This is a genomic window from Curtobacterium sp. ME26 (assembly GCF_903970945.1).
Lineage (GTDB): Bacteria > Actinomycetota > Actinomycetes > Actinomycetales > Microbacteriaceae > Curtobacterium > Curtobacterium citri.
In genome coordinates this window covers 149691-165453 of sequence record NZ_CAJCKG010000001.1, presented here as the reverse complement: position 1 = coordinate 165453, position 15763 = coordinate 149691, and the positions used below count along the sequence as shown (strand labels likewise).

Here is a 15763-nt window from a genome sequence, read left to right as displayed (position 1 = left end):
CGCGCCTGCCCCCGGAGAAGTCGGCACGGTCCCGCCGCTTCTTGCGGGATCCCGCAAGACGCAACGTCGGCGGCGCCTCGCAGCGGGATGGCGCTGCGAGGAACCGCCGACGTTGCGTTCTGCGGAGGGGGACGGGGTCAGACGGCGGCCGGGCGCTCGGCCAGCGGGCGACGGCGGAGCTCGGGGCGGAGGAGCGCCGGCGGCTCGTACTGCTGGTCGAGGCGGGAGACGTCGGCCCCGGGCGGGACGATCGCGTCGATCCGGTCGAGGACCTCGTCCGTCAGCGTGACGTCGGCGGCGGCGAGCAGGTCCTCGAGCTGGTCCATCGACCGCGGCCCGATGAGCGCGCTCGTCACGCCGGGGTGCGCGATCGCGAAGGACAGCGCGAGGTGCGTCATCGGGATGCCCGTGTCCGCGGACAGCGCGGCGACCTGCTCGACGGCCTCGATCCGCCGCTCGTCGCGGTTGTGCCGGAACATGCCGACCCGGGCCAGGTCGCTCTCCTGCCCGCGCCGGAAGCGCCCGGTCAGCATGCCGCCGGCGAGCGGGCTCCACACGAGGGTGCCCATGCCGTACCGCTGCGCGACCGGCAGGACCTCGCGCTCGATGCCGCGGTTGAGGATCGAGTAGGTCGGCTGTTCGGACCGGAAGCGCTCGAGTCCCCGACGCTCCGAGGTCCACTGCGCCTCGACCTGCATCGAGGCCGGGAAGTCCGACGAGCCGATCGCCCGCACCTTGCCGCTCCGGACCAGGTCCGTGAGCGCCGAGAGCGTCTCCTCGAGGTCGACCGTGTCGTCCGGCCGGTGTGCCTGGTAGAGGTCGATGTGGTCGGTCTGCAGCCGGCGGAGCGACTCCTCGACCGCGGTGGTGATCCACCGCCGGGAGTTCCCGCGCCGGTTCGGGTCGGTGCCCATCGGGCCGTTGAACTTCGTGGCGAGGACGACCTGGTCGCGGCGGCCCTTGATCGCCTTGCCGACCAGGACCTCGGAGCCGCCCTGCGAGTAGCGGTCGGCGGTGTCGATGAGGTTGATGCCGGCGTCGAGCGCGCGGTGGACGATGCGGACGGAGTCCTGCTCGTCGCCGTTGCCGATGCTCCCGTCGGTGCCGAGCATCATGGCGCCGAGCGCGAGGGGACTGACCTGGATGCCGGTCCGGCCGAGGGTGCGGTACTGCATGTGGTGCCTCCTGTCGGTGGCGTCCCGGGGCCCGTCGCGGTATCGTGGTCCGAAGCGGAACGCTCTTCCGGAAGGATACGGAACGGCTTTCCGTTTCCGCAACCCCCGATCGGAGGACCCGTGCGCGCCGACGCCCGCCGCAACCTGGACGCCCTGGTCGACGCCGCCCGCGAGGTCTTCGCCGACCAGGGGGTGGACGCCCCGGCGAAGGTCGTCGCCGATCGTGCCGGCGTCGGCGTCGGCACGCTGTACCGGCACTTCCCCCAGCGCTCGGACCTCGTCGTCGCGGTCTTCCGCCAGGCCGTCGAGGAGTGCGCGGACGCCGCCGACGAGCTCCGTGCCGCCCACGCGCCGGACGAGGCGCTCGCGCTCTGGCTCCGGCGCTTCACCGGGTTCGTCGCCACGAAGCGCGGGCTCGCCGCCGCGCTGCAGTCCGGCGACCCGGCCTTCGAGGGGCTGCACCCGTGGTTCATCGACCGACTCGGGGGCGCGCTCACCGAGCTGCTCGACGCCGCGTCGGCGGCGGGGAGCATCCGGAACGACCTCGATGCGGGGCAGCTGCTGCGTGCCGTCGCCGACCTCTGCCACGGGGCGCCGACGACCGAGCAGAGCCAGCACCTGGTCGGCCTGCTCGTCGACGGGCTCCGCTGGCGCGCGACCGCCTGATCCGCCTCAGGCCGGCGGGTGGAGCCGCTCGCGGGCGGTGGTGCGGACTGCGTCGGTGACCCGCTCGAGCAGGGGCGACGCCAGGTTCCACCGCTGCCACCACAGCGCCACGTCCGCACGACGGCCCGGCGTGAGCTCGACGAGCTCCCCGCTGCGCAGGCCCGCGAGGCACTGGGCCTCGGGCAGCATCCCCCAGCCGAAGCCGAGCGACACCGCGCGGGCGAAGTCGGCCGAGGTCGGGACGAAGTGCCGCGGACCGCGAGGAGCGTGGCCGAGCACCCGGCGGAGGTACCCCTGCTGCAGGTCGTCGTCGCGGTCGTAGTCGACGAGCGGGACCCGGTCGAGCCGGTCGGTCATCCGACGCTCGGTGTCGGCGCCGGCGAGGTAGCGGTCCACGAACGCCGGTGATGCGACGGCCCGGTACCGGTCGACGCCGAGCGGGACCGAGGAGCACCCCTGCACCGGGTCCGCCTCCGCCGTGACCGCGGCCATCACGGTGCCCGCCCGGAGGAGCTCCGCCGTGCGGTCCTGGTCCTCCCGGTGCAGGTCGAACACGACCTCGGTGTCGGCCCGCACGAGGGCGAGGGCGTCGAGGAACCACGTGCCGAGCGAGTCGGCGTTGACCGCGAGCGGGATCGACGGCACCGCCGGGCCGTCCGCGCCCCCGAAGGCTCCGAGCGCCCGGGCGGTCTCGTCGTCGAGCAGACGTGCCTGCCGTGCGTGCCGCAGGACGACCTCGCCGTCGGCGGTCGGCGCCACCGGGGTGGTGCGCTGGAGGAGGACCCGTCCGAGCTGCTGCTCCATCGCCTTGATGCGCTGCGAGACCGCCGAGGGGGTGATCGCGAGCGCCCGCGCCGCGGCGTCGAGGGTCCCGTGGTCAACCGCGGCCAGCAGGGTCTCGAGGTGGTCGCGCTGCAGACGGAGCATGCAGCGCAGCTTACGACGCTGCAGCGACGTGAGCTGGACTGCAGGTCGGGCCGTGCCTAGCGTCGAGTCCGTGACCGCACTGCTCCCCCTGCTCGCCGGACTCGGCACCGGCCTCGCCCTGATCGTCGCGATCGGCGTGCAGAACACGTACCTGCTCCGGCTGGCCGTGAGCGCGTCCGTCCGGGTCGTCACCGCCGCGGTCGTCGTGTGCGCGGTGTCGGACGCGGTCCTCATCGTCGCCGGGGTGCTCGGCGTCGGGGTCGTGGTCGAACGGTTCCCGGCGGCGCTCGTGGTGGTCCGGTTCGTCGGGGCGGCGTTCCTCGTGGTCTACGGCGTGCTCGCGGCCCGGCGGGCGCTGCGGCCGTCGGGCGACGTCATGCGGGTCGAGGAGGACGCCACGGACGACGGTGTGGTGGTGCCGGCCGGCGCCGCGTCGGCGGTGGGCGCACCCGGGCACGCGACCGACGGACCGGAGCCGGCGGGGCGGACGCGCGCCGTGCCTCCCGTCCGGTCGGCCGTACCGGTGCCGTCGCTGCGGACGGCCGTCCTGACCATGCTCGTGTTCACGTGGGCGAACCCGCACGTGTACCTCGACACCCTCGTGTTCCTCGGGTCGGTGGCGAACCAGCAGGGCCCCGAGGACCGCTGGTGGTGGACCGTCGGCGCGGTCGCGGCGAGCTGCGTGTGGTTCGGCGCGCTCGGGTACGGCGGCCGGCTGCTCCGACCGCTGTTCGCGCGGCCGACGACCTGGCGGGTCTTCGACGGCCTGGTCGCCGTCGTGATGCTCGGCTTCGGCGTCGCGCTCGCCGTCGGCGCGTAGCCGACGAACCACGGAACCGACGTGGAACCAGCCCCGGGAGCTGGTTCGACGTCGGTTCCGTGGTTCGGAGCAGCGAGCGGCCGCTACTGCAGGCCCTTGCCCACCCGGCTGTGCCGACGGCTGTAGCCGAAGTAGATCGCGAAGCCGATCGCCAGCCAGACGATGAACCGCAGCCAGGTCTCGACCTCGAGGTTGAGCATGAGCCAGAAGCAGAGCACGGCCGACAGGATCGGCAGCACCGGCACCCACGGCACCCGGAAGGCACGCGGAGCGTCGGGGCGGGTCCTCCGGAGGACGACGATGCCGATCGACACGAGCACGAACGCCGACAGCGTGCCGATGTTGATCATGCCCTCGAGCTTGTCGACCGCGGTGAACCCGGCGATGAACGCGACGACGACGCCCGCGACGACCTGCACCCGGACCGGGGTCTGCGTCTTCGGGTTCGTCTTCGAGAACCAGCGCGGCAGCAGGCCGTCGCGGCTCATCGAGAACACGATGCGGGACAGGCCGAGCAGCAGCACCATGACGACGGTGGTCAGGCCGATGAGCGAACCGATGGCGATGATGCCCGCGGCCCACGGCAGTCCGACGATGTCGAACGCCGAGGCGAGGGACGGCGCGTCCTCCTGGGCCAGGCGCTGGTAGGACACCATGCCGGTGATGACGATGCTGACACCGACGTAGAGCAGGGTCACGATGCCGAGGCCGATGAAGATGCCCCGCGGGAGCGTCTTCTGCGGGTTCTCGGTCTCCTCGGCGCTGGTCGCCACGACGTCGAAGCCGATGAACGCGAAGAACACGAGCGACGCTGCGGCGAGCAGACCGAAGACGCCGTACTGCGCGGGCGCCTGACCGGTGACGAAGGACACGAGCGACTGCGTCAGCACACCGCCCTCGGCGCCCTTGGACGGCTCGGCCGGCGGGACGAACGGGCTGAAGTTCGCGGCCTTGACGAAGAACGCGCCGGCGACGATCACGAAGACGACGATCGCGACCTTGATGACCGTGATGACGGCGGAGACGCGGGACGACAGGCGCGTCCCGAAGGCGAGCAGCACCGTGAAGACGCCGACGATGAGGACCGGCCCCCAGGTGAAGCCGATCGGGCCGAGCTGGATCGTCGACGGCAGGTCGATGCCGAACACCCCGAACGCGGTGCTCAGGTAGATGCCCCAGTACTTCGCGATGACGGCGCTCGCGGTGAGGGTCTCGAGGATGAGGTCCCAGCCGACGATCCAGGCGAGCAGCTCGCCCATGGTCGCGTACGTGAACGTGTACGCGGAGCCCGCGACCGGGATGGTCGAGGCGAACTCGGCGTAGCACATGATCGCCAGGCCGCACGTGACGGCCGCGAGCAGGAACGACAGGATGACGCTCGGCCCGGCGAAGTTCGCGGCGGCGTTCGCCCCGACCGAGAAGATGCCGGCGCCGACGGCGACCGCGATGCCCATCGCGGCGATGTCGAAGGTCTTCAGGGACCGCTTGAGGGAGCGGCCCTGCTCCTCGGAGTCGGCGAGGGAGGCCTCGATCGACTTGATGCGCAGGGGTGGTGCCATGGGGGATCCCGTCGTCGGCTGGCGGTGGACCCCGTGAGGGTACTGGTGTACCCCCCCGGCTCGCAAAGTGTGTGACCGGCGGCTCGACGGCCGGGAGGCCCGGTGCCGGCCCGGTAGGACGGCGCACCCGGACCGCGGTGCGGGTCAGACCCCGCGGCGCCAGTCCGCCAGGAAGCGTGCGCCCGCCTCGTCGTGGATCACGCCGTCGGGCGCCGTCAGCACCGGGTACGGCGTCGCGGGCACCCCGTCGGCAGGACGCACGTCGACGTGCGCGACGTCGTGCCCGTTCGCGTGCAGCCAGTCCGCCATCGCGTAGTCGCTCCGCGAGTCGCCGACGGTCCGCCAGGTCACGGGCAGCTCGCCGTCCTGCGCGAGCAGCTCGAGCGCGCGCTCGGCACCCATGTCCTTGCCCGACCGGTCCGACTCCACGTCGGTCGAGATGATCGTCGGGTCGACGCGCCACTGCACGGCGCCGTCGGCATCGGGCCGGACGTCGTCGAGCCGGCGGACGCCGAGGCCCCGTCGCTCGAGCGCCGCCATCGCCTTCGCGTCGAACTCGGCCTGGCGGGCGAGGTAGGCGGCGTTCGGGACCTCGACCAGCTGCTCGATCGACACCATCGCGTGCTTCGTCTCGTCGAAGAACACCAGGTCGGCGTACTCGGCACGGACGAGCTCGCGCATCTCGTCGGCGAAGTCCCGCGGCAGGGCGAGGTCCTCGGCGATCGCGAGGTCGCTCATCCCGCCCTCGTACTGCGGCCCGATCGAGCACCACACCGCGCCCTTCTCGCACACGGCGTGCACCCGACCGCCGGCAGCCAGACCGCCGTCGAGGAGCGGACCGACGACCTCCTGCCGGATGAACGCGTCGCTCCGGCCCGTGTTGAAGACGATCGGGACGCCCTCGGCGGCGAGCGCGACGAGGTCCGCCACGATCGAGGGGATCGCGATCGTCCGGGTCACCGGGCTCGCGATGGGTCCGTCGACGTCGAGCAGCAGGCCGAGGCGGGGAGCAGTCACGTCCTCATCCTCTCGCACGGACGACCGCCGGACCTCACTCGGCGGCGGGGACCTCGGCGAAGCGGTCCACGAGGTCGCGGAGCACACGCGCGTCGGGCACGTGCGCCTGCCCGGCGACGACGAGGTGGTGCGACCCCGGCAGCGCCTCGGCCAGGGCAGCGGCCGCACCGCGCATCCACTCGGGGTCGCCGTCGCCGGACGCGACGAGCACCGGCACCCCGATCGAGGCGACCACGCGCTCGGGCACGGACAGGCCGTTGAGCACGCGGACGTCGCGGGCCAGGACGTGCGCGTCGGCGAGGAGCGCCCGCCACAGCCCCGGCTTCAGCCGTGCGGCGGCGATGAACGGGATCGGGACGCCGAGCACGCGGGACAGGAACGCGCGGACCGCCTGTGGCCGACGTCCGGCGGCGACGTGTCCGTCGAGGAAGTCGGCGAACAGGACGTCGTCGCCGTGCGGGTCGACCGTGGCGCGGTACGGCGGCTCCCAGAGCACGGCCCGACCGAACGGCACGCCGGCCGCGAGACCGCGGAGCACCACGCCGGCGCCGACGCAGGAGCCGACGGCGTCGACCGGCCCGTCCACCGAGGCCACGACGGCCGCGAGGTCCTCGACCTCACGGTCGATCGACCAGGGCGCGGTGTCGCCGCTCGCACCACGACCGCGGCGGTCGTAGGTGACGACCCGGTACCCGTCCCGCAGTGCCGCGACGATCTTGTCGACCGCCGGGGTGCCGTGGTGGTCCCACGCGCCGCCGACCACCACGAGCGCCGGACCGGAACCGGTCTCGGAGACCGCGATGGGGGTCCCGTCGGCGGACACCACCGTGCGGTCGACGTGGTCGGGTGCCCCGCCGGAAGGGGGGTGCTGGTCGGGGTGCGTCGATCGGGGCATGGGTCCTCACGAGGTGGTGCGACGGCGCTGCGTCGGGTCCTCGGGACGGACCGTGCGGGTCGGTACCCCGAGCATGGCAGCCCGGGTCTCCCCCGTCACCACCCGCAATGAGGGGGAGCGCTCCAGCCCCGGACGGCCGGGTCGGGCCGCACGCACGGGGTCACACGAGTGCGGTGACGCCGACCGACTCCCGCTCGAGGAGCGAGCGCTTCACGTCGAGCCCCCAGGCGAAGCCGCCGAGGGTGCCGTCCGAGCGGAGCACGCGGTGGCACGGCACGAAGAGTGCGGGGGCGTTCCGTGCGCAGACGCTCGCCGCCGCCCGCACGGCGTCCGGCCGGGCCATCGCGGCCGCGAGTTCGGTGTACGTCAGGACGGTGCCCGCCGGGACCGCGCGGAGCTGCCGCCAGCCCTCCGTGAAGAGCTCCGTACCGTGCTGCCGGACCGGCACCTGCATCGCGTGCTCGACCTCGCCCGCGTAGTAGGCGTCGACCGCCTCGGCCGCGGCCACCCGCCCCTCGGTGACCCGCTCCGGCCGGTGCCGCACGGCCAACCGCCCGAGCAGCCGCGCGGGGTCGTCCGTCCACCCGGAGGCGAGCACGCGCCCCTCGCCGTCCTCGAGCACCGAGAACGGCCCGTCGGGGGTGTCCAGCGTCTGCAGGGTCGCCGTGTCGGTCCCGGCCGGCCGTGCCGTCGCGCGCTGCGTCGTCGTCCTCGTCGTCGTCGTCGTCCTCGTTGCGGTCATCGTTCGTCCTCCTGGTGGTTCGTCGTGGCTGCCGCCGCCTCGGCCGTCGCGCTCGCGCGGTCGACGATCGGACGCCAGCAGTGCATCGTCAGGTAGCTCCGCCACGGCGCCACCTGCTCCGACCGTAGGGAGAGCTCGCGCACGCCATCGGGCAGCCCGAGTTCCTGTGCACCGTTCCGTACCGCGAGGTCGCTGTGCAGGAAGACGTCGGGGTGGTGCCGCACCCGCAGGGCCACGTAGTCGGCGGTCCAGGGTCCGATGCCCTTCACCGCGAGGAGCCCGGCGCGCAGGTCCGCGAGCGACTGTCCGCCGTCGACGACGAGCGACCCGTCGGCGAGCGCTCCCGCGACGCGCAGGATCGTGTCGACGCGGGCGGCCGGGCCGCGGAGGACCTCGTGCCCGCGGTCCGCGATCACCGTGGCGGTCGGGAAGAGCAGGCCGCCCTCGGCCATGCCCGGGTCCACCGCGTCGCCCAGCGCCGCCACGAGCCGGGTCTGCGCGGTCCGGGCGGCGGCGACGGAGACCTGTTGGCCGATGAGGGTGCGGACGACGACCTCGTGCGCGTCGACCGCGCCCGGCAGCCGGATGCCCGGGACGCGGGCGACGGCCGGGGCGAGGACGGGATCGGTGCCGAGGACGGCGTCCACCGCGACGGGATCGGCGTCGAGGTCGAACAGGGCCCGCACCCGCGCCACCAGCGTCGGGAGGTCGGAGAGCGTGGTGAGCCGGACGCGGAGGGCGAGTCCGGGGCGCCCCGCGCCCGAGCCGGCCGTGCCGGGGACGGGGGCCGAGGCGGTGAAGCGGGCCGGGCCTCCCGGCAGGGCGAGCAGGCGACCGTACGCGGTGACCCGCCCCGTCGCGTCGCGGTCGACGTGCTCGAGCCCGGGCAGGGCGTGGAGCGCGTGCCAGTCGAGCAGGCCCTGCAGGTCGAACGGCGGACGGGCGGGCAGGTGGACGTGCAGCCAGCCGTCGTCGGCGGCTGTCGGCGCTGCCGTCCGTCGGGCACGGAGCTCGGTGGGGGTGAGGGCGAAGACCTCGCGCACCGTGTCGTTGAACTGGCGGACGCTGGTGAACCCCGCGGCGAAGGCGACGTCGGCGACGGGCAGGTCGGACGAGGTCAGGAGCGTGCGCGCCGTCTGGGCGCGGTGGGCGCGGCTGAGGGCCTTCGGTCCGGCACCGAGCTCCTCGGTCAGGATTCGCCCCAGCTGCCGCTCGGAGTAGCCGACGCGTGCGGCGAGGCCGGGCACACCCTCCCGCTCGACGACCCCGTCGAGGACGAGTCGGACGGCGCGGCCGGCGACGTCCTCGCGGAGGTCCCACTCGGGGCTGCCGGGCGACGCCTCGGGCAGGCAGCGCTTGCACGCGCGGAACCCGGCGAGGTGGGCGGCGGCGCTCGTCCGGTAGAACGTCACGCCCTCGGTCCGCGGGGTGCGGGCGGGGCAGCTCGGGCGGCAGTAGATGCCGGTGGAGTGCACGGCGGTGACGAACTGCCCGTCGAAGCGGGCGTCCCGCGAGGCGACGGCGCGGTACCGCTCGGCGTGGAGCGCGGCGCGGTGGGCCTCTGGCGGTGCGGGGTCGGTCACGCGGCCAGCCTGGCACGGGCGACCGACAGGCACTGGCGGGAATCGGACACGGCAGCGGCGGGCGGGGGCGTCGAGACGCCGCCGTGGCACCGAGACACCGTCACAGCGTCGAGACGCCGCGGGATCCGGCGGCGCCTCGCGCCGGCCGGGGCGTCTCACGACAGGGGACCTGCCCGGGGCGGGTGACGAGCGGGGTCGGCCGGGAGGCGCGACTACCGTGGGCACCGTGACCTCCGTCGACGACGTGGCCGGGCCCGCCGACCTGCCGTACCGCACCGACGTCGAGGTGGTGGCGCTGCTCGTGTCCCCGCGGCACCGCTACGAGGGGCGGCCGGCGGACGGGGCGCTCCCCGCGGACGGGCCGGAGCTGCGCGACCGGGTCGCGGTGCGGGCCGGCCTCGGCATCGTCGGCGACCGGTACTTCGCCGCCCGGGCGCACGTGCACGCCACGGTCACCGTGATCGGTGTGGAGGGCCTCGAGGACGTCGGGCGCGCGCTCGGCACGACGGTCGACCCCGCTGCGACCCGGCGCAACGTGGTCCTCCGCGGCGCCGACGTCGAGGCGCTCCGGGGCGAGCCGTTCTCACTGCAGGTGCCCGGCGAGGAGCCCGTGCTGTTCCGGGGGTACCGCCCGGCGAACCCGTGCGCGTGGATGGACCACGAGGTGGCTCCCGGCGCCTTCCGGGCGATGCGCGGGCGGGGCGGTGTGCGCTGCGACCCCGAGTCCGACGGCGTGCTCGCCCTCGGTCCCGCGGTCCTGCGGACGGCGCGGCCGGTCGCCCGCTGAGCCCCGCCCCGCTTCCGCTCGCGGTCCCGCGAAACGCAACGTGGGCGGTTCCTCGCAGCGTCATTCCGCTGCGAGGAACCGCCCACGTTGCGTGTTGCGGAGGGGTCGGTGCGTCAGGCGGTGAGCGCCTGCTCGATCGCGTCGACGAAGGCCGGCAGGTCGTCGGGGTTGCGCGAGGTGATCAGGCCGCCGTCGACCTGGACCTCCTGGTCGACCCACTCGGCACCGGCGTTGCGGACGTCGGTCTGCAGCGAGGGGAACGAGGTGATGGTCTTGCCCTGCAGGACACCGGCCTCGATGAGGGTCCACGGGCCGTGGCAGATCGCCGCGACGGGCTTGCCGGCCTCGGCGAACGCCTTGACGAGCGCGACCGCGTCGGAGTCCTGGCGGATGGTGTCTGCGTTGATCGTGCCACCGGGGACCACGAGCGCATCGTAGTCACCAGCGCCGTCGACACTGCCGATGGTGGTGTCGACGGACACCGACTTGCCCGGGTCCTTGTCGCCGACGAGGGTCTCGATCGAGCCGGACTCCTGACCGGCGACCGTCACGTCCGCGCCGCGCTCACGGAGTTGGTCGGTGGGGACGACGATCTCGTCCTGCTCCACGCCGTAGTTCGTCGCGATGACGAGGATCTTCTTGCCGTCGAGGGCTGCCATGGTCGCTCCTTCTCCGGGCCGGGATCGTCCGGCCGCACCAGCGGTCGAGGGTTCCGACCGCGGGCTCCACGGTCGTCGGGTGCGGCTGGAGGTGTTCGCAGTCCGGAGCCGGCGTTCAGCCCCGGATGCGGAAAGCGGACCCTTCGCGCGTGACCTCGAGTCCGTCGTACCCCGCGATGCGCGGCAGCCCCGCGGTGACCGGCGCCTCGAGCGTCCCGACGACGACGGTGGTCGCGCCGGACGCGACGGCGGCCTCCACCCCGGCGGGGGCGTCCTCGAACGCCAGGCAGCGGTCGGCCGGGACACCGAGCAGGGCGGCGCCCCGCAGGTACCCCTCGGGGTGCGGCTTGCTGCGCTCGGCGTCCTCCGACGGCACGAGGGCCTCGGGGACGGGCACGCCGGCGGCGATCATGCGCTTCACCGCGAGCTCCCGGGGGGCGCTGGTCACCAGCGCGACGGGCACGCCGGCGTCGACCAGGCGCTGCACGAACGCCCCGGCGCCCGGCACCTCGACGATCCCCTCGGTGTAGTCGATCTCGGCGGCGATCATCGTCTCGACGATCACGCGCTGCTCGTCGGGCGTCAGGTGCGGCAGGAAGCGCTGCACGGTGTCGATCGTCTGGCGGCCGTGCGAGAAGCCGAGGATCTCGGCCGGGTCGATGCCGTGCTCGGCGCCGAAGCGGCTCCACGCGGCCTCGACCACGGTGGTCGAGTCGACGAGCGTCCCGTCCATGTCGAACAGGACCCCGGACACCACGACGTCGATCACACGCCCGACCCTAGCCGCCGCGAGACTCGGCCAGGCGGACAAGACTCGGGCCGCGCGCCGCGAGTCTCGTCCGCCACGCCGAGGCTCGGCCACGCGAGCCGCACCAGCACGCGCGCCGGCACCTACCGCGCACGCACCCACCGCGTCAGGAGCACCCCGCCGTCGCCGAGCAGCACGTGCACCGGCCGCATCCGCCGGAGCTCCGGCGACGAGCCCGTCGCGATCCGTGGTCCCTCGCCGCCCTCGAGCGACGGGTCGATCGTCAGCGTCAGCTCGTCGACCGCGTCCGCCGCGACGAGCGCCCCCAGGAACGACGGCCCGCCCTCGCAGTGGATCCGGTCGAGGCCCCGAGCAGCCAGGGCGTCCCGCACCGCACCCACATCGACAGCGGCGGGACCGCACTCCACCACGTCGGCGACCGACGCCAGGGCCCGTCCGGACGACGACGCGGCCCCGTCCGCCGAGGTCAGCACGACCGGCCGCACCGGCGCCTCGGTGAACACCCGCGAGGACGCGTCCAGCGACCCGGAGTTCGTGACGATCGCGAACACCGGGTGGTCCGGCATGCCGTGCTCCCGACGCCACGCGACGTCCTCGTCGCGCAGCACCATCGGCCCGTACTCCTCGTCGCGCACGGTGCCCGCGGCGACGAGCACCACGTCGGCCACGCGGCGGAGCAGGTCGAACACGCGCAGGTCGTCGTCGCCGCCGAGCGATGCGGTGCGACCCGACGCCGAGGCCGAGCCGTCGAGCGTGGCCACGAAGTTCACGCGCAGCCAGGGGCCGTCCGGCACGCCGTCCGTGTAGTGGTCGAGCAGGTCGTCGTCGGACAGGTCCGCGATCGACGGGGGCAGGACGGTCACGTGTTGTGCCTCGCTTCCAGGGGCTCGCGCCAGCCGAGGACGGCCTCGACCATGCGCATCGCGTCGACGCTCTCGACGACGTCGTGCATCCGCACGATCCGGGCCCCCAGCATCGCGCTGACGGTGGCGGCGGCCAACGACCCGGGCAGCCGCGAACCACGGGGGCGCCCGAGGGACTCCCCCACGAAGTCCTTGTTCGACACCGCGGCGAGCACCGGGTAGCCGAGCGCAACGACCTCGGGCAGCCGCCGGGTCAGCTCGAGCGTGTGCACGGTGTTCTTGTTGAGGTCGTGCCCGGGGTCGACCACGATCCGCGACTCCGGGATGCCCGCGGCGAGCGCCCGGTCCACCCGCTCGCGCAGGAAGTCCACGACCGAGCCGGTCACGTCGTCGTACGTCGGGGGCGTCGGCAGCTCCTGGCGCGGTGGCGCGGTCGAGTGCGTGATGACGATGGTCGCGTCGGAGTCCGCGACCACGGACGCCATCCGCGGGTCGGACAGGCCGGTGGTGTCGTTGACGACGCTGGCGCCGGCGGCGATCGTCACCGCCGCGACCTCGGGCCGGAACGTGTCGACCGAGATCACGACGTCGGACTGCTCGGCGAGCTGTGACACGACCGGCAGGACCCGGTCGATCTCGTCCTCGGCGGACAGCTCCGGGCCGGGCGCGAACTTCACCCCGCCGATGTCGACCCAGTCCGCGCCCTGTTCGGCTGCGCGGACGGCGGCCTCGACGGCGCGGTCGAGCGCGAAGGTGGCGCCCTCGTCGTGGAACGAGTCCGGTGTGCGGTTCACGATCGCCATCACGGCGATGCGGTGGTCGAAGTCGAAGGTGCGCCGCCCGATCGTGCGGACCGGGTCGCGCAGGTCCGGCACCACCCAGCCCGGTCGGTCGGCCGGGAGGCTCGGGGTGCGCTGCTCGCTCGTCACGCGTCCGCCCCGTGGTCGGCTGCGTGGTCGTGCCCCGCACCGGCGGCAGCGCCGACACCCGCCCCGATCAGGGCGATCGCCTCGGCCCGCCCCGCCGCGTCCGCGAGGATCCCGGTCGCTGCCACGGTGACCGTCGACGACCCCGACTGCCGCTCGCCGCGGGCGGTCACGCACTGGTGGGTGGCGTCGAGCACGACGAGGACCCCGGCGGCGTCGAGCCCCTCCGCCACGGCCTCGGCGACCTGCTCCCCCAGGCGCTCCTGCAGCTGCGGCCGCGAGGCGACGGCGTCGAGCACGCGCGACAGCGTCCCGAGCCCGATGAGCTGCTGCCCGGGCGCGTACGCCAGGTGCGCGACACCGGTGAAGGGCAGCAGGTGGTGCTCGCACATCGAGCGGAACCGCACGTCGCGGACGACGACGAGCTGACCGCGCTCCCCGTCCTCCGAGTGCACCGCCCCGGACCGGGCGATCGCGGTCGCGTCGACCCCGATGCCGGCGAAGAACTCGACGTAGGAGTCCGCGACCCGGGCCGGCGTGCGCTCGAGCTCGGGGCGGTCCGGGTCCTCACCGACGGCGAGGAGGAGTTCGCGCACGGCGGCTTCGATGCGCACGCGGTCCAGGCGTTCGTTCACGCGACCATCCAACACCGTCGGTCTGGCCGCAGAGCGCGACCACCTGCCGGAGGTGCCGTGGTCCAGCCGGGTGGGCCGCGCCTCCCGGCCGGACGGGTGACCGACGTACCAGGGCGACGCGCCGCGCTCCCAGCGTTCTGTAAACTCCTTCGGTGAGCGCCCAGCAGACCGACACCCCGCCCCGCAACCGCTTCGCATCCGGCCTCGACCGCTTCTTCTCCATCACGCAGCGCGGATCGAGCATCCCCCGCGAGGTCCGTGGTGGCCTCGTCTCCTTCGTGACGATGGCGTACATCGTCATCCTCAACCCGCTCATCCTCGGCGGGTTCAGCCAGGACCAGGCGCCGCAGGACGTCCTCGGCGGCTGGCTGCAGAACGCGCAGGTCGCCGCCGCGACCGGTCTCGTCGCCGGCGTGATGACGATCGCGATGGGCCTCATCGCGAACCTGCCGTTCGGCATCGCCGCTGGCCTCGGGATCAACTCGTTCCTCGCCGTGAGCGTCGTCCACCAGGTGACGTGGGCCGAGGCGATGGGACTCGTCGTCATCAACGGCGTCGTCATCGTGGTCCTGGCGCTGACCGGCATCCGGACGATGATCTTCACGGCCGTGCCCGCGCAGCTCAAGGCCGCCATCACGGTCGGCATCGGTCTGTTCATCGCCTTCATCGGGCTCGTCGACTCCGGCTTCGTGCGGACCACGAAGAACGCCTCGCCGCCGCTGCAGCTCGGCGAGGACGGCTCGATCGCGGCGCTGCCGACCATCGTGTTCCTGATCGGCCTGGTCGTCATCGGGACGCTCATGGCGCGCCGGGTGAAGGGCGCGCTGCTCATCGGCATCGTCGGCACGACGATCGTCGCGATCATCCTGCAGGCGATCTTCAAGGTGCCCACCTCGGTCGACTCCCCCACCGGCTGGAACCTCAACGCCCCGGGGCTGCCGAGCGCGTTCTTCGCGGTCCCCGACCTGTCGCTCGTCGGGCACGCGGACGTCTTCGGCGCGTTCACCCGGATCGGTCCGATCGCCGCGTCGATGCTCGTCTTCACGCTCGTCTTCACGAACTTCTTCGACGCCATGGGCACGATGACCGGTCTCGCGAAGGCCGCCGGTGTCGCGAAGCCCGACGGCACGTTCCCGCGGCTGAAGTCGGCGCTCGTCGTCGAGGGTGCCGGTGCGATCGCCGGCGGCGGTGCCTCGGTGTCGTCGAACACGGTCTTCATCGACTCGGCGTCCGGCATCGGCGAGGGCGCCCGCACGGGCATGGCCTCGGTCGTCACCGGACTGCTGTTCCTGGCGTCGATGTTCCTCACGCCGCTGACGCAGGTCGTCCCGCTCGAGGTCGCGGCCGCCGGGCTCGTCGTCGTCGGTGCGCTCATGGTGGCGCAGGTGAAGGACATCGACTGGACGGACTTCGGCGCAGCACTGCCGGCGTTCCTGACGATCGTCGTGATGCCGCTGACCTACTCGATCGCGAACGGCATCGGCGCCGGCTTCATCAGCTGGGTGCTCATCAAGCTGCTGTCCGGCCGCGGCCGCGAGGTCTCGTGGCTCCTGTACGTCGTCGCCGCCGGCTTCCTGCTGTACTTCGCGCGCGGGCCCCTGGAGGCGCTGCTCGGCGTCGGGTAGGCACGCGCCTGCCGAGACACCCCTGCATCCGCGAGACGCCCCCGAATCCGGGGGCGTCTCGTGTGCAAGGGGGCGTCTCGCATGCAACGGGGCGTCCTGCCGCCCCGGCCGGGAG

General features: G+C 73.7%; 16 protein-coding genes. 4 read left to right on the top strand and 12 right to left on the bottom strand.

Going from position 1 to position 15763, the window contains the following annotated elements; translation table 11 throughout:
• Positions 1–137 precede the first annotated feature (137 nt).
• Positions 138–1175, bottom strand: a complete 1038-nt coding sequence (locus H7A69_RS00815) for an aldo/keto reductase (protein ID WP_182045332.1) — start codon at positions 1173–1175, stop codon at positions 138–140.
• A gap of 120 nt (positions 1176–1295) precedes the next feature.
• Between H7A69_RS00815 and H7A69_RS00810 the strand changes: the two genes are divergently transcribed.
• Entirely contained in the window at positions 1296–1841 is a 546-nt protein-coding gene (locus H7A69_RS00810) for a TetR/AcrR family transcriptional regulator (RefSeq protein ID WP_182045331.1), read from the top strand.
• Positions 1842–1847: 6 nt separating this feature from the next.
• On the opposite strand, the gene H7A69_RS00805 is transcribed toward H7A69_RS00810, so the two are convergent.
• Positions 1848–2768, bottom strand: a complete 921-nt coding sequence (locus H7A69_RS00805) for a LysR family transcriptional regulator ArgP (RefSeq protein ID WP_182045330.1) — start codon at positions 2766–2768, stop codon at positions 1848–1850.
• A 70-nt stretch (positions 2769–2838) separates the two neighbouring features.
• On the opposite strand from H7A69_RS00805, the gene H7A69_RS00800 reads away from it, so the two are divergent.
• Complete coding sequence (locus H7A69_RS00800; protein ID WP_259346011.1) at positions 2839–3588, top strand: LysE/ArgO family amino acid transporter; 750 nt, start codon at positions 2839–2841, stop codon at positions 3586–3588.
• Between the two features lie 83 nt (positions 3589–3671).
• Here H7A69_RS00800 and H7A69_RS00795 read toward each other — a convergent pair whose 3' ends face one another.
• The 5 genes from H7A69_RS00795 to H7A69_RS00775 all read right to left on the bottom strand — a co-directional run bounded on the left by H7A69_RS00795 (position 3672) and on the right by H7A69_RS00775 (position 9384).
• Complete coding sequence (locus H7A69_RS00795; RefSeq protein WP_182045328.1) at positions 3672–5147, bottom strand: APC family permease; 1476 nt, start codon at positions 5145–5147, stop codon at positions 3672–3674.
• A gap of 144 nt (positions 5148–5291) precedes the next feature.
• Positions 5292–6164, bottom strand: coding sequence for a hypothetical protein (locus tag H7A69_RS00790; protein WP_182045327.1), 873 nt, complete (start codon positions 6162–6164; stop codon positions 5292–5294).
• Positions 6165–6198: 34 nt separating this feature from the next.
• Positions 6199–7059, bottom strand: coding sequence for an alpha/beta fold hydrolase (locus H7A69_RS00785; RefSeq protein WP_182045326.1), 861 nt, complete (start codon positions 7057–7059; stop codon positions 6199–6201).
• 160 nt (positions 7060–7219) lie between these two features.
• Positions 7220–7801 carry a methylated-DNA--[protein]-cysteine S-methyltransferase gene (locus H7A69_RS00780; RefSeq protein ID WP_182045325.1) on the bottom strand — a complete coding sequence of 194 codons (582 nt, stop codon included), beginning with the start codon at positions 7799–7801 and terminating at the stop codon, positions 7220–7222.
• The gene (locus tag H7A69_RS00775; RefSeq protein ID WP_182045324.1) at positions 7798–9384 is read right to left on the bottom strand and encodes a DNA-3-methyladenine glycosylase 2 family protein; all 1587 of its coding nucleotides are present in this window, start codon (positions 9382–9384) and stop codon (positions 7798–7800) included. Before H7A69_RS00775 ends, H7A69_RS00780 begins: the two co-directional genes overlap by 4 nt.
• 226 nt (positions 9385–9610) lie before the next feature.
• Between H7A69_RS00775 and H7A69_RS00770 the strand changes: the two genes are divergently transcribed.
• Positions 9611–10171 (top strand): molybdenum cofactor biosysynthesis protein, encoded by a 561-nt coding sequence (locus H7A69_RS00770; protein ID WP_259346010.1) that lies wholly within the window; start codon positions 9611–9613, stop codon positions 10169–10171.
• 113 nt (positions 10172–10284) lie between these two features.
• Here H7A69_RS00770 and H7A69_RS00765 read toward each other — a convergent pair whose 3' ends face one another.
• The 5 genes from H7A69_RS00765 to folE form a co-directional block, all read right to left on the bottom strand.
• Complete coding sequence (locus tag H7A69_RS00765) at positions 10285–10830, bottom strand: type 1 glutamine amidotransferase domain-containing protein (RefSeq protein WP_182045323.1); 546 nt, start codon at positions 10828–10830, stop codon at positions 10285–10287.
• 115 nt (positions 10831–10945) lie between these two features.
• Positions 10946–11599, bottom strand: coding sequence for an HAD-IA family hydrolase (locus tag H7A69_RS00760; protein WP_182045322.1), 654 nt, complete (start codon positions 11597–11599; stop codon positions 10946–10948).
• A gap of 122 nt (positions 11600–11721) precedes the next feature.
• The gene (locus H7A69_RS00755) at positions 11722–12462 is read right to left on the bottom strand and encodes a pyrimidine reductase family protein (RefSeq protein ID WP_182045321.1); all 741 of its coding nucleotides are present in this window, start codon (positions 12460–12462) and stop codon (positions 11722–11724) included.
• On the bottom strand, positions 12459–13391 hold the full coding sequence (gene folP, locus H7A69_RS00750; protein ID WP_182045320.1) for a dihydropteroate synthase: 933 nt from the start codon (positions 13389–13391) through the stop codon (positions 12459–12461). Before folP ends, H7A69_RS00755 begins: the two co-directional genes overlap by 4 nt.
• Positions 13388–14023 carry a GTP cyclohydrolase I gene (gene folE / locus H7A69_RS00745; RefSeq protein WP_259346009.1) on the bottom strand — a complete coding sequence of 212 codons (636 nt, stop codon included), beginning with the start codon at positions 14021–14023 and terminating at the stop codon, positions 13388–13390. Before folE ends, folP begins: the two co-directional genes overlap by 4 nt.
• A gap of 152 nt (positions 14024–14175) precedes the next feature.
• Between folE and H7A69_RS00740 the strand changes: the two genes are divergently transcribed.
• On the top strand, positions 14176–15648 hold the full coding sequence (locus tag H7A69_RS00740; protein ID WP_182045319.1) for an NCS2 family permease: 1473 nt from the start codon (positions 14176–14178) through the stop codon (positions 15646–15648).
• Positions 15649–15763 lie beyond the last annotated feature (115 nt).

What these genes read in the sequence shown, in the direction of transcription:
- H7A69_RS00815 (WP_182045332.1), bottom strand. Translation starts at nt 1,175, where the DNA reads ATGCAGTACCGCACCCTCGGCCGGACCGGCATCCAGGTCAGTCCCCTC.
- H7A69_RS00780 (WP_182045325.1), bottom strand. Translation starts at nt 7,801, where the DNA reads ATGACCGCAACGAGGACGACGACGACGACGAGGACGACGACGCAGCGC.
- H7A69_RS00795 (WP_182045328.1), bottom strand. Translation starts at nt 5,147, where the DNA reads ATGGCACCACCCCTGCGCATCAAGTCGATCGAGGCCTCCCTCGCCGAC.
- H7A69_RS00765 (WP_182045323.1), bottom strand. Translation starts at nt 10,830, where the DNA reads ATGGCAGCCCTCGACGGCAAGAAGATCCTCGTCATCGCGACGAACTAC.
- H7A69_RS00785 (WP_182045326.1), bottom strand. Translation starts at nt 7,059, where the DNA reads ATGCCCCGATCGACGCACCCCGACCAGCACCCCCCTTCCGGCGGGGCA.
- H7A69_RS00805 (WP_182045330.1), bottom strand. Translation starts at nt 2,768, where the DNA reads ATGCTCCGTCTGCAGCGCGACCACCTCGAGACCCTGCTGGCCGCGGTT.